Source organism: Rhizobacter sp. Root1221 (genome assembly GCF_001425785.1).
Lineage (GTDB): Bacteria > Pseudomonadota > Gammaproteobacteria > Burkholderiales > Burkholderiaceae_C > Rhizobacter.
This window is the reverse complement of the sequence record NZ_LMDI01000014.1, coordinates 87768-100910: the sequence shown is the minus strand read 5'-3', so window position 1 is coordinate 100910 and position 13143 is coordinate 87768. Positions and strand designations below refer to the sequence as shown.

Genomic DNA, 13143 nt, shown 5'->3' with positions numbered 1-13143 from the left:
GCCATGGATCTGCAGGGTGCGCAGACGAGCACCGACGCACTGCTTCACGTTCCCGGTGTGACGGCGCAGATCTACGATGTTTCGCTCGGCATGATGCCGTCGTTGGAAATCCGGGGCTTTCCTGTCCTGCTCCTGGTGTCCGGCATGCGCACCGTGCGAGATGAACTGCCGCTCGACAGCGAAACCCTGGAGCGCATCGAAGTTCTCAAAGGTCCGAACGGGGTGATCAGTAGCACCGCCGCGCTCGGGGGGCCGGGAGGCACGATCAATCTGATCCGCAAGCGGGCAGAGCCCGACCATCGGAACACCGTGACCATGGGCCTGTCCTCTCGCGACGACGGCACGCTGCGCTCGAGTTTCGACCTTGGCGCGTCTCTCGCCCCCGAGACGTACTGGCGCCTGGTCGGGTATGGCAGCCGATCGGGACACACCGACGGAGGTTACGACGGGCAAAACAGCCGCGGCTTGCTCGGTGTGCTGACCCATCGCGGGCACGATGTGCAGGTCACGCTGACCGTGCAGGGCGACCGGCGGCGCGACGTGCCGGCCAGGGCAAGCCAGATCCTCGTGTCCCCCGATTCAGGGAATGCCGTGGGGGTCGGTGGCGAGGCATCGGCGATTTCGAGCGAGGACCGAACGCTGTCGAATGCCGGAGACATCGAGCTTGACGCAACATGGCGCTTCTCGCCCAAGTGGCGCACCACCCTGAAGATGCGACGGGAAACCGTGCGCAGTGACGTGCGCCGCCACGTGTACTGGGAGGGGCCGTTCCCGGCGGTGGTCCTGGGGTTGCAGCGCACGGCGAGCCGGTTCTCCAGTGTGCAGGCCGGTGTGGTCGGCGACGTGGCCACGGGGCCCGTGAACCACCAGTTGATGGTGGCGGCCGACGTGGAGCGCTCGCGATCGATCTGGGACAGCGGATCCGCGTGGTGGAATGTCGATGCAGCAACATTTCAGCCTGGGCAGACAGTGTTGTCCGATACGCCCGACGAGGGCGACCGCTTCGCGCTGCAACCGTCGAGCTCGGAAAGCGCCTTGCGACGTGGCCTGCTGCTCCAGGATCAGCTTTCCTGGGGGAACGCGAGTGCCCGGTTGGCCGTGCAGCAGAGCCGCATGTCGGAGCGGGATGTGTTGTCCTGGACGGATGGCCAGAGCGACACTGAGCAGTCGTACAAGTGGCCGAAGGCCTTCAATTGGGATGTGGGCCTGGCTTACCAGGTGACCTCGTTCGCGGCGGTCTATGGCGGTTGGCAATCCATCGTGGCCTGGGACTACATCGCGGCCGATCCGGTGCAACTCTTCGACGGCAGCATGGCGCGCGCGCCGCGGATGCGCCAGGTCCAGGCCGGCGTGAAGTTCGACCTGCTCGATGACCGCCTGGCGCTGACACTGGAGGCCTTCCGTCTGCAGCAGCTGAACCAGGTGGCCTATTCCGAAGCGTTGTCCGGAAACTTCATGTACCCGGGACGCGAGGTGCGCGGTCTTGAAATCGAGCTGAAGGGGCGCGTGGCCCCGGCCTTGGAGATGAGCCTGGGGCTCACCGCCGTTCGTGCACGGGATACGGGCACCGGCGTCGAGGGGGCACAGGTGTATACCGTCCCTGCCAGCGGCATTCCGGCACGGTCCCTCAACCTGCTCGCACGCTATCGCCTGCCCGAAACCCTGGTGCGGGCGTCGAGCGTGGGCCTCGCGTTGCGCGCCTTCTCATCGATGTGGTCCATCTCGCCGGGGCTGGGAGAGACTCCGTCTCTGCGGTTGCCCGGGGGCGCGCGCACGGACCTGTCCTGGACGCGCAAGACCGGCCCGTGGACGTTTGGCGTGTCGGTCCAGAACCTCTTCGATCGCAAGCTCTACGGGACCTATTCCACGCAGGGGTACGTCCCGTTGCAGCCCGGACGAAGTCTGGGTGTGGTCGTGGTTTTCGGGGAATGACGGCCCCGGTGCCGTGTTCCATCGAGGCATCGGATCTCGAGGATCAACGGGCGATGACGATCACGCGGCGGCAGGGTCCTGGGCGCTATCCCATTCCCGTTGGCCGCGCCCCCGAGTCATGGAACGGTCGCAAGTTCGTCATGACTTCGGGCGCCTTCGCAACGAGCATCTGGTCCCCGCCCGAATGGGCATTCTGATGGTGAGTGCGCGTGCTGACATGCGGATCCCTGGGGCGTCCGACCTGAACGGTCTCGTCTCTCCGCGGCAGTGTCTTCTCGCCTCTCGCCGCACACTTCATGCAGATTCAGAGGAAACGGCCGAACGGTCGCTTGCGCGCGTATCGGTGCTGGACGCCCGCTGCCGTGTTGTTCGCGCTGCTCGCCGTGGCCCCTGTTCGGGCGCAAACCCAGTTCCGCGCTTGGAACACGCACCCGGATGGCTATCCGGTCAGCCTGGCGATGGAGAGTTTCGCCGAGGCGGTGAACCAGGGAACCGCCGGCCGCTACACGGTCAAGGTGTTCTCGAACGGCGTGCTCGCCAGCGATCAGGCGAACGCGGTCCAGATGGTCAAGCAGGGAGAGATCGACCTGGCCGAGTTCAACCTGTCGCCGCTCGCGGAGGCGGCCCCGGGCGCGAAGGTGCTCACGCTGCCATTCCTGTTCCGCGATTCCGAACACATGTTTCGCCACCTCGACGGCAAACTCGGCCTGCAGTTCGCCTCGAAGCTCAAGGACTCGGGCTACGTGGTGCTCGGTTGGTACGACGGGGGCGCGCGGCATTTCTATTGCATGAACAAGCCGCTGCGCCAGGCGACCGACCTCCAAGGCCTGCGCATCCGTGTGCAGCAATCCGAGATGGCCATCCAGATGGTCAAGCTGCTCGATGCCACGCCGGTGGTCGTGCCGTACAAGGAGGTGCTCGACGCGTTCAAGACCGGTCGGATCGACTGCGCCGAGAACAACCTGCCCGCGTACGAATCGGCCGGCCACATGGGGGTGGCCAAGCACATGTACCTGTCGAATCACCTGGTCAGTCCCGAAGTCCTCGTGATGTCGGTGCACGCCTGGGACAAGCTCTCCGAGGCAGACCGGAAGGTCTTCCTGGCCGCGGGCCGCCAGTCGGCCGAAAAAATGCGCGAGCTGTGGAAGGCCAGGGTGGACCTGGCGCGAACAGCCGCTTTGAAGCAGGGCACCGAGTTCGCGGTGTCGAAGGACTACGGCCCGCTCGTAACGAAAATGCAACCGTTGTACGCCAAGTATTTCCAGGACGCAGCCACGCGGCACGACCTGTTCACGATCTTGGCGAATTAGTCGGTTCGTACGCGAAAGGCACACTGCCGCGCGGGAATTTCCGGCACACAATGGCCGCCGAAGAATGGCCGGAGTCGCCCCTGTCCTGGCGTGGCGCACCCGCCGCCGGGGGCATACCGAATATCACTTGGGAGAGACGATGCAGTTGAAGTTTGTTGGTGTTGTGTTGGCGGCCCTTTGCTTGGGCGCGGGTGCCGCGGGGGCGCAAGCGCCGCTCCGGGCGTGGAATACTCATCCTGATGGCTATCCGGTCACGGAGGCCATGAAAAGCTTCATCCAGGAAGTGGATTCGGCCACGAAGGGAAAAATCAAGATCGAGTTGTTTTCCAACGCGGTTCTGGGTGACCAGACGAAAGCGGTGGCGATGCTCAAGGCCGGCGAAATCGACGTGGCCGAGTTCAATTCCGCGCCATTGTCCGAGGCGGCGCCGGGTCTCAAGGCGTTCAATCTGCCGTTCCTCTTTCATGATTCCGTCCACATGTTCCGCCATCTGGATGGCCAGTTGGGCGACCGTCTGGCCGAGAAACTGAAGGCTTCCGGGTATGTGGTGCTGGGTTGGTACAACGGGGGCGGCCGCTCGTTCTTCTGCGCCAACAAGCTGATGACCAAGAGCGAGGATTTCGCCGGGCAGAGAATCCGGGTGCAGAAATCGGAGGTATACATCGAGATGGTCAAGTTGCTGGGGGCGACCCCGGTTGTCTTGCCTTACAAGGAAGTGCTCGATGGCTTCCAGCAGGGAAAGATTGATTGCGCGGAAGGCAACATGGTGTCCTATGAGAGTACGGGACACTACAAGGCGGCCAAATACATGTTCCTGGACAATCACATGATTTCGCCGGAAGCCTTGGTGGTTTCTACCAAACTGTGGAGCAGGCTCAATGACGAAGAAAAAGCCATTTTCCAGAAAGCGGGTAGGAATTCGGCGACCCTGATGCGCTCGCTCTGGGAAAAACGCACTGTCACGGCGCGCGCTGCGGTGACGAAAGACGGGGCCCAGTTTGCCAACGTGAAAGACTTCTCGCCGTATATTCGAAGGATGTCGCCGCTCTACCAGAAGTACATGGCCGATCCGGAAGTCCGTGGCGAGTTGTTCACCATCATCAGCGACAACAAGTAAAGGAAGGGCGCACGCACATGTCCAGTTCCATTCGCACGGCATGGATCGGCGCCCTCTGTGCCTGTGCCTTGCTCATGCAAGGCTGCAGCACCACCGTGGCCTACGTGGCCAATGCAGACAGCCGCGAAATCAGTGTCGTGAGGCTGGACCCTGCCCAGGGCAACGTGGAGGTCGTACAGACCGTTGCGGTTGCCGGAACGGTGATGCCTCTGGCCATCACGCCCGACAAGCGGTTCCTCTATGCCTCGCTGCGCTCTGCGCCTTACACCGTGGCGAGCTTCGCGATCGATGGCCGCACCGGCCAGTTGACCCCCATCGGGTCAACGCCGCTGCCTGACAACATGGCCAACATGGCGACTGACCGCAGCGGTCGCTGGCTCTTCGCCGCCTCTTATGGTGGCCACAAGTTCAGCGTCGCACCGATCGGTCCCGATGGTGTCGCAGGCCCTGCAAGCACGGTGTTGCCAACAGGCAAGAATGCTCACGCCGCCGTTGTCGATGCGGCGAACAAGCATGTGTTCGTGACCAACCTGGGCAGTGACCAGGTGATGCAGTTCGCATTCGACGAAAACACCGGCGTGCTCGCACCGGGCAATCCTCCTGTGCTGTCCTCGCGGGCGGGGGCCGGGCCGCGTCACCTCGTGTTCCATCCGTCCGGGCGTTACGCCTATCTGCTCAATGAACTCGACGGCAGTGTCGATCTGCTGGCTTACGACCAGGCACGGGGGGCGTTAAGTGCATTGAAGACATGGTCCACCATGCCGCCGGGCTTCAGCGGCAAACCTTGGGCCGCCGATCTGCACGTCACCCCGGACGGGCGATTCCTTTACACGAGCGAGCGCACCTCCAGCACGTTGGCGATGTGGGCGATCGATGCAGCCAATGGCGAATTGACCCTGATCGGGCACGAGCCGACCGAGACGCAACCCCGTGGCTTCCAGATCGATCCCTCAGGCCGTTGGCTGCTGGCGGTGGGTCAGTTGTCCCACGCGTTGTCGGTCTACCGCATCGATGCGACCAGCGGACGGCTGACCCGGCAAGCCTCATTGCCGGTGGGGAAAAATCCCAACTGGGTCGAAATCATCGACTTGCCTGGACGTTGAGCGGTCGACGACGCACCCTCGCGAGGTGCGTCGGTCGTCAGTGATTCGACGGAGCGCCGTGCAACTCGCGGTGTATTCAGGGCCTTTTCCAGGCATCGGCACCCTTGATGTCGAGAGAGCATGGTGCCGTTCGCCGGCGTTCCCGGCGACGTCAACATGGCTGGAAAAGGGTAATCGTCATGCGCGCGTGGATATCGGGCTTGAGCATCGGGCAGAGGTTGATCGGGGCGTTCGCCGCCATGATCGTCCTCATGGGGCTGTTGATCGTCATGGCCTCGGGGCGCGTGAATGCCGTCGCCCGAAGCCTTGAGCGTGTCAACGACATCAACAGCGTCAAGCAGCGGTACGCCATCAATTTCAGGGGCAGCGTCCACGACCGCGCGATCTCGCTTCGTGACGTCGCGCTGGAGGCAAACAACGACGCCATCGGCAAGCATTTGGCGGACATCGATCGATTGGCTTCGTTCTATGCCGATTCGGCCAGACGAATGGATGAGATGTTCGAACGGCGCGACACCGTCTCGGACGAAGAGCGGCGCCTGCTTGCCGACATCAAGGCGGTCGAGGTCCGCACCTTGCCGATCATGAAGAAGGTGATCGACCTTCGCCGCACGGGCGACCCGGCTGCGGCGCGACAAGCCATGCTCGAAGAGGCGTCAGCGCCCTTTGCACAATGGCTCGCCGCGATCAACCGTTTCATCGACCACGAGGAACAGCTGAACAAGACCGAGTCGGAGCGGGTCAAGCGCATCGTCGAGGGATTCACCGCGCTGATCGTCGGTTCCTACGTCATCCTCGCGGGCTGCAGCCTTCTGGTGGTTTGGGGTATTGCGCGTGGTGTGGCTCGGGCCATGAGCAAGGCCATCGGGTGCGCCCGGAGCATTGCCGCGGGCGACTTGACCGCCCACGTCGATGCCCGGGGCGTCGGCGAGACCCGTCAACTGCTGCTCGCATTGAGCGAGATGCAGGTGTCCTTGGCCGACACCGTCGCAGCCGTGCGCGGCAACGCGGATCAGGTGGCGCATGCCAGTTCGCAGATCGCCCAAGGCAGCCTGGAGCTGTCGGGGCGCACCGAGCAGCAGGCAAGCGCCTTGCAGCAGTCGGCCGCGACCATGGACGAACTGGGCACCACGGTGCGAAACAATGCCGACAATGCCTCGCAGGCCAGTCGGTTCGCCCAGGCGGCGTGCGACGTGGCTGCACGGGGCGGCACGATTGTCGGGCAGGTCGTCGCCACCATGGAGGGCATCAACGAGAGCTCCGGCAAGATGGCGGACATCATCGCGGTGATCGACGGCATTGCCTTCCAGACGAACATCCTGGCCCTGAACGCGGCCGTCGAAGCGGCGCGTGCCGGTGAACAAGGGCGAGGGTTTGCCGTGGTGGCAGCGGAGGTGCGTTCGCTGGCGCAACGCAGCGCCGGCGCGGCCAAGGACATCAAGAACCTGATCGAGATCAGCGTCCAGCGCATCGAGCAAGGCGTGGGCCTGGTGCAGCAGGCCGGTGGCACGATGGAGGAGATCGTTTCCTCGATCAACAAGGTGACCGGCATCGTCTGCGAGATCAGCACGGCCAGTGCCCAGCAAAGCGCAGATGTGCAACAGGCGGGTCAGTCGATCGGCCAGATGGAAGACACGACACAGAAGAACGCTGCCCTGGTGGAGGAAACAGCCGCTGCGGCCGACAGCCTCAAGCAACGATCGCGGCAGCTCGTGCAAAGTGTCGAGGCGTTCAAGATTCGGGGTGACACGGGGACCCTCGCCACGGCTTGAGGGCCGCCAGCCCGTCGCAGTCATGCGCCGAGGTGGCAGGCGAACAGGCGGGTGACTGGTTTCGGCCGGAGCACCGAAGCGGGCGCGGGAATGACTTTGCGGCGCGCTCGAGGCGCACCGATTTGCGACAGGTGACGCCGGGTACGCACTGAATGGCGGCGCAAAGGGTTTCGATGCCGGGCACGACTTCGCATCTTCGCACGGCACTTCGTGTCCTGCGGAGCGGTGCGCTCCGACTCGCACCAGACTAGGGCCTCAGCAAGAGCGGTCTGCACCGCGCGAGAGAGGCCTCGAATGCGCCTCGCGCGCGGATGGTGCGCCGCCAACCCTTCGCGTTGTACCGCATTCTGGAAACATTGCACATGAACACACCGTCGATCGGTGACCGGCACACTGCAGAAACCGGGGCCCGCGCGCCCGAGGGTGCCTGCAGTGCCGTGTTCAGTGCAGGCCGGGTTCATGTCAGTTCGCAGGCATGCCGGCACCTTGGCCTTCGCGCGGGCCATCAGCCTGGGAGATCAGCCTTAGGTGCGAGGATCGTCTTGCGAGTCCGGCTCGGTTCGCATCGGGGTCGTGCTGTGGAAGCTGTCCGCATCGGAATCCGATGCCGAGGACGGCGACCGGAAGCTTTCATAGACGGTCGTCGCGTCATCCTCCACGTGGCTGGTGGCGCCTTGCAGGCCGGGTATGTCTGCCATTTCAGCCACGGGAATGGACGCCAGGAATTCCGGCGTCATGCCTTCTGTGGAGACTGGTTGGACCCTGGGAATGGCGGCTGGCTGCGACGTGCCTGGAAGGTTCGGCGGCGCCCCGTCCGGCACGTTGTCTCGTCCGGTCAACCGCATGGTCAACTGCTCCGACATCACGTGTGCGTCCAGCGAAGCAGCGAGATCGCGCAGGGCAGGGCGTCCCGGATCCTGGGGGACGGCCGGCGTGGCGGTCTGCTGGTCCAGGGAGGAGACCGACAAGGGAGATGGCCCCAGGCGGGGCGGCATGCCGGTCATCGACGAGCGTCCGCTGGATGGCCCCATCGTGGGCGACGACTGCCCGGTGGTCGACAGTCTGCCAGACGGGAAGCGGGACGACGCCCCGGCCATCGACAGCCTGCCGGATGTCGATGGCTCCACCATCATCGACAGGTCGCGGGAATTCCTCAGGCTGCTGGAAAACCTGCTGGAGTTGCTGGTGGACCCGCCTGCACCGGACAGCGGGTGGTCCACGCCCTGGCGCGGTGGCGACATCTCGAGGCTCGACGGTTCGGAGATCGTCACGGGCAGCGGGAGCATCTCGTGATCTTGCGCGGCATCGTCCAACCGGCGCATCTCGCGTCGGACCGACGCGTGTGCCTGGTAGAGCTGGGCGACGGGCGCATAGGTCACGCCCCACAGCGCACCACCGATGACGGGCGAGGTGTACTTCTTGATGTCGGTGTGGTCGTCGCTGCTCGGGCGCCACAGGCTCAGCAGCGGATCGGATGTGCCGGCCACCTTGTTCCAGTCCACGCGCACGACGGAATGGCTCGCCAGCCGGGTGACGTCGCGGCCGTCCGACAGCTGAGGTTCCCATTCCACGTGGCTGGTGCCGCCAGCGAGGTAGGCTTCGTGGATCGGCAGCTGCAATGCGTCGATCACCTCGCCGGGGGCATTGGTGGCCCCGCGCAGAAAGGCAATCTCGAACTGCAGCCGGTGGATGTCCGTGCCGTTCGCCTCCAGCACGTCGGACATGGACTGGCCCGCATTTCGTGCGGCGCTGTTCGCGCGCAGCACCGCACCGGACTTGAGCTCGATGCCCCCCGGAAGGATGTCCTCGATGCCTTCGGTGTTGGCCAGGCTGATCACGCTCTGGACGGCGCCGTACGTGAGGGCCGCCATGGCCAGCCGGCCCGGTGTCACGCCGTTCGTCGGGTTGTCGCCTGCGGTTCGGCTGGTCATGCCGAACATGGCTTGCAAGCTGTCGCGCCCGACGGCATAGACGATGTTGCGCACGTCTCGCGCCGCATAGACGCCAGCGAGGTGCATGTTCTCGGGGTCGTCCCTGAACACGGCGCTCACCGTGAGGTTGATCGCGGTGGCGGTGGTGTAGAGCGCCGCCGAGCCGATCGACGTGTTGAGCATCCTGTTCACCAGCGCAGCCTGCTGCTCCGGTGTCTTGGCGTCCCACTGCGGTTGCGTCAGGCCGTGGAAAGCGCGCGCGGCCACGTCAGGATGCTCCTTGAGCCGCCGGTGGCGATTCACCTCGGCGCCCATGTGCAGCACGTACAGCCCGCCCTGGATGGCGAGTGCGACCACTGGTTTCTCGGCCAGATCCTGCGCGATCTTCAGATGCACCACCTCACGCGCGACCGTGGGCAGGAAGCACGTGACCACCTGTTGGATCGATTGACCGACCACCGGCGCCACGAAATGCTTCGCGGTTTCGAAAACCTGGCCGATGGCTTGTGCCTGGTCGTTGTCGCGAATGCTTTCGATCGTCGAGTCGGCCATGCGGACCACGGCGGCCTTGAAGCGGGACAGCAGCGATGGCGCCGGCGGAACTTCCTCGTGGGGCATGTCCACGACATGGGCTGGCGCGGCCTGGGAGGGCAGGGGGCGCCGCGGCGGCAGCGCCGCACTGTCCGACGAGACACGGCGGCCCAGGCCCTCGGGGCCCAACAGGCTCGCGCTCTGGGACTCCCGGGTCGACGTGGTGTGCCTGAGCGGTTCGGTGTGCCGGTCGAGGTCGATGCGGGCGGCGTGCCCGGACGACGATGTCTTGTTCGTGCTCATGACTACTCCTTCGTGGCATCGGTTTCGGCGGCGGTGTTCAACGGGCCCACGGCCTGCGACAGCTGGATGAATTCAGCCAACCAGGCGGCCAGTGCCGAGCCCTGGAAGCCTTGCAGGTGGAACCGGCCCAGCAGCACCGGCCGGTCGCTCACGAGCGCGACGGACACGCGCAGCATGCTGGCGAGTCGCAGGTTCGCGCGCAGCGCCGCTTGGCGGTCGTTCGGCGTGGCCAGGGTGTCGGCCGGCAGGGGGATCGATGCCAGCAAGATGTCCTTGCCCGCGATGGGCGCGAGGCCGATCGGGTGGCCGAGCAGCACGGCCTCGCCGCGCAGGATGGCGTCTTCGATGGCCTGGGGCACGAGGCCCAGCAGCGTCAGCGCCTTGATGACGGCGTCGAGCAGCGCGTCGCTCCAGGGCAGTTCCTTCGGTTGCGCCTCGAAGGCGGCGATGACCTGGCGCGCGTCGTCGTTTGCGAGCGGCATGGCAGACGGGGTGGGGCGGCTCATTGCAGCACGTCCTTTCCCTTTGGTGCGAGAGGCGCTGCAGCGGCTGCGCTCTTTCGCACCGATTCGGTGATGGCCAGCAGGCCATAGAGGTGCAGCGAGAGCTGGTGAGAGTCGTCGCAGACTTCGCGCGGCAACCCCAGCGTCAGCAGCGCCGCGCCGGCGTCGCTCAGGCCCCAGGCCCAATCGGCCGACAGCATCGTCTGGCCGTTGGCGGCGAGCAGTGCGCGGTGCCAGCGGTCGTCGGCCACACCATCGGGTTTGTCGAGCGACGCGACGGCCAGCCAGTCGTCCCGATGGACACTGCGCTGCGACACCACCACGGGGATGCCGTTCATGAGGAGGCCTCCCGAGTGGCCGAACTGTTCGGCGGACGCCTCGTCGGCGCCGAGCCAGATGGCTGCGTCGCGGCGCCAGGTCATGATTTCCTCGTCGGCGGGGGCGGTGTGGGCCGGGGGTGTGGCTGGGGCGGCGGTCGGGTCCATGGGGTGAAGGTGGAGTGGGCGGCCGGACAAAGATAGGTGGCGGTGAAGGGGCCGGGCGCTGCGCACGCGAAGCGTTGGAGGCGGCGGCGAAGCGTCCCTGCGGCACGGTCGATTTCCAGTGAATTCCGGCCTGAAACTTGCACCAACCGAGTGCCGCCCGCGATGGCATGGATCACATCCGGCCAACCTGGCCTGACCGCCCGATAAGGCTGGGTGCGCAGAGGCGGTGTCGGCATCGAGGCCGGTACGCTGTGGCCCATGACGTTCTGGTGCTGCGGGTGGTCGTGGGGTGTGGTGGTGGCGAGTGCGCTGTGGTGTGCTGGCACCGCCGGCGCTGCCACGCGGGTCCCCATCCCGGTGCTCCAGGGCGAAGGTGAACGCAGCCCGTTCACCGGTCAGCGGGTGGTCACCCAGGGCGTGGTCACCCTGCTCACCGACACCGGATTTTTCCTGCAGGACCCCGTGGGCGACGCCAACCCGCGCACGTCCGATGGCCTGTTCGTGCACACCGGTGCCGTGCCGCAGGTGAGCGTGGGGCAGCGGGCGCACGTCGCCGGCGTGGTTGCCGAATACGGTGGCGGGCAGGCTGGGCGTGACACCCTCCAGGCGGCCGCCACGCTGACCGAGTTGACCCACGCCGCGGTGTTGTCGGCCCGCGCGGCGGGCTCACCCGTCCCGCCCGTGTCGTTGCGTCTGCCGCTGCCTGACGGTGTCACCCTCGAACGCTATGAGGGCATGCGCGTCACCCTGCGGGGCCCGCTGGCGGTGGCCAGCAGCCGTTCGCTCGGTGCGCTCGGACAGCTCGTGCTGCATGCCGGCCCGCGGCCGCGGGCGCCCACCGATGTCACCGCTCCTGGCCCCGCGGCCCGCGCGCTGGCTGAAGGCCAGGCGCGGCACCGCATCGTGCTCGACGACGCGCTCAACCGGCGCGACCCGCATCCGGCGCCATTCGGCGGCCCGGGCCCTGCCGTGCGCGCGGGCGCAGCCTTCGCCACGATCGACGGGGTGCTCGATCAAGGGGCCGTGTCCCCGCGCCGGGAGGCATTCGGGTACCGGGTCCAGCCGGTCGGGCGTCCCCGGCTCGTGCCGGCCCCACCCCGTCTCGAGGCACCTCCCGACGTGGGAGGGGCGGTCAAGGTCGCCGGTTTCAACGTGCTGAACTACTTCACCACGCTGAACACCGGCCCGGCATCCTGCGCGCCGCATGGTGCCTGCCGCGGCGCCCGCGACGCGCAGGCGCTGGCGCGGCAGCGGGCGCGGTTGGTCGAAGCGTTGCGGGCGCTCGATGCCGACGTCGTGGGCCTGATGGAAATCGAGAACAACGGCGAGGTGGCGCTGGGCGACCTGGTCGACGCGTTGAACGTCCGCGCGGGCGCCGGGCGCTACGCCGTGGTGCCACCACCCGAAGGTGGCACCGGCAGCGACGCCACGCGCGTTGCGCTCATCCACCAGCCGGCGCGGGTCACGCCCTTGGGCCGCGCGGTGGCCGACACCGCTGCCGTGCACGAGCGTGCGCCGCTGGCCCAGGCCTTCCAGGTCGCCGGCGGCGAGCGTTTGGTGGTGGTGGTGGGGCACCTCAAGTCGAAGCGGTGCGACGGGGCGGCGGGCGCCAATGCCGATCGCGGCGATGGGCAAGGCTGCTTCAACGAGCGCCGCGCGCGCCAGGCCGAGGCACTGCAGCGGTTCGCGCTCGGCTTGCGGGCGCGCGCCGGTACCGACCACGTGCTGTTGCTCGGCGACTTCAACGCCCATGCCAGGGAAGACCCGGTGCGCCACCTCACCGAGGCCGGCCGGTGGCACGACCTGCTCGCCCGCTGGGCACCGGGCGCCTACACGCACGTGTTCGAGGGTGTGGCGAGCCGCCTCGACGCGGCCTTCGCCTCGCCGTCCCTCGTGCCCAAGGTGGCGGGAGCGGCCGTGTGGCATATCAATGCCGACGAATCCCCGCCGCCGGTGGCCGCAGAGCCGTCCGCCGAAGGGGCGGCCCTGGCGTTCCGGAGCTCCGACCACGATCCGGTGCTGATCGGCATCCACCTGCGCAGCAAGTCACATCCTCCCCTTTCGCGAGCCGGGGCAAGCCCGTGGAAGGTTCCGGTTCGGGCCGATACTCCGGGGCATGCCGCCCGGCCTCCGCCGTGAGGGCGTCTTCCACGCAA

At 66.5% G+C, this 13143-nt stretch carries 9 protein-coding genes; 6 read left to right on the top strand and 3 right to left on the bottom strand.

The features are described 5' to 3' along the window. Window positions 1–3: 3 nt before the first annotated feature. The 5 genes from ASC87_RS33750 to ASC87_RS12540 all read left to right on the top strand — a co-directional run bounded on the left by ASC87_RS33750 (window position 4) and on the right by ASC87_RS12540 (window position 7234). Window positions 4–1932: a TonB-dependent siderophore receptor gene (locus tag ASC87_RS33750; protein ID WP_056661866.1), complete on the top strand. Its 1929-nt coding sequence runs from the start codon at window positions 4–6 to the stop codon at window positions 1930–1932. A gap of 362 nt (window positions 1933–2294) precedes the next feature. Next, on the top strand, window positions 2295–3242 hold the full coding sequence (locus tag ASC87_RS12555; protein WP_056661862.1) for a TRAP transporter substrate-binding protein: 948 nt from the start codon (window positions 2295–2297) through the stop codon (window positions 3240–3242). A 139-nt stretch (window positions 3243–3381) separates the two neighbouring features. Further along, window positions 3382–4359 carry a TRAP transporter substrate-binding protein gene (locus ASC87_RS12550; RefSeq protein ID WP_056661859.1) on the top strand — a complete coding sequence of 326 codons (978 nt, stop codon included), beginning with the start codon at window positions 3382–3384 and terminating at the stop codon, window positions 4357–4359. Window positions 4360–4376: 17 nt separating this feature from the next. After that, window positions 4377–5462 (top strand): beta-propeller fold lactonase family protein, encoded by a 1086-nt coding sequence (locus ASC87_RS12545; protein ID WP_056661856.1) that lies wholly within the window; start codon window positions 4377–4379, stop codon window positions 5460–5462. Between the two features lie 200 nt (window positions 5463–5662). Continuing rightward, window positions 5663–7234: a methyl-accepting chemotaxis protein gene (locus tag ASC87_RS12540; protein WP_056661853.1), complete on the top strand. Its 1572-nt coding sequence runs from the start codon at window positions 5663–5665 to the stop codon at window positions 7232–7234. 524 nt (window positions 7235–7758) lie between these two features. Here the strand turns inward: ASC87_RS12540 and ASC87_RS12535 are convergent. Genes ASC87_RS12535 through ASC87_RS12525 form a run of 3 tightly spaced genes read right to left on the bottom strand, consistent with a single transcriptional unit; the run spans window position 7759 to window position 10924 of the window. After that, window positions 7759–9999, bottom strand: coding sequence for a hypothetical protein (locus tag ASC87_RS12535; protein WP_056661850.1), 2241 nt, complete (start codon window positions 9997–9999; stop codon window positions 7759–7761). 2 nt (window positions 10000–10001) lie between these two features. After that, on the bottom strand, window positions 10002–10505 hold the full coding sequence (locus ASC87_RS12530) for a hypothetical protein (protein WP_157604001.1): 504 nt from the start codon (window positions 10503–10505) through the stop codon (window positions 10002–10004). Then, on the bottom strand, window positions 10502–10924 hold the full coding sequence (locus ASC87_RS12525) for a hypothetical protein (RefSeq protein WP_056661845.1): 423 nt from the start codon (window positions 10922–10924) through the stop codon (window positions 10502–10504). Before ASC87_RS12525 ends, ASC87_RS12530 begins: the two co-directional genes overlap by 4 nt. 321 nt (window positions 10925–11245) lie before the next feature. Between ASC87_RS12525 and ASC87_RS12520 the strand changes: the two genes are divergently transcribed. Next, window positions 11246–13126 (top strand): ExeM/NucH family extracellular endonuclease, encoded by a 1881-nt coding sequence (locus ASC87_RS12520; protein ID WP_056661842.1) that lies wholly within the window; start codon window positions 11246–11248, stop codon window positions 13124–13126. The last annotated feature ends 17 nt before the right edge of the window (window positions 13127–13143 follow it).

What these genes read in the sequence shown, in the direction of transcription:
- ASC87_RS33750 (WP_056661866.1), top strand. Translation starts at nt 4, where the DNA reads ATGGATCTGCAGGGTGCGCAGACGAGCACCGACGCACTGCTTCACGTT.
- ASC87_RS12550 (WP_056661859.1), top strand. Translation starts at nt 3,382, where the DNA reads ATGCAGTTGAAGTTTGTTGGTGTTGTGTTGGCGGCCCTTTGCTTGGGC.
- ASC87_RS12545 (WP_056661856.1), top strand. Translation starts at nt 4,377, where the DNA reads ATGTCCAGTTCCATTCGCACGGCATGGATCGGCGCCCTCTGTGCCTGT.
- ASC87_RS12535 (WP_056661850.1), bottom strand. Translation starts at nt 9,999, where the DNA reads ATGAGCACGAACAAGACATCGTCGTCCGGGCACGCCGCCCGCATCGAC.
- ASC87_RS12530 (WP_157604001.1), bottom strand. Translation starts at nt 10,505, where the DNA reads ATGAGCCGCCCCACCCCGTCTGCCATGCCGCTCGCAAACGACGACGCG.
- ASC87_RS12525 (WP_056661845.1), bottom strand. Translation starts at nt 10,924, where the DNA reads ATGACCTGGCGCCGCGACGCAGCCATCTGGCTCGGCGCCGACGAGGCG.
- ASC87_RS12520 (WP_056661842.1), top strand. Translation starts at nt 11,246, where the DNA reads ATGACGTTCTGGTGCTGCGGGTGGTCGTGGGGTGTGGTGGTGGCGAGT.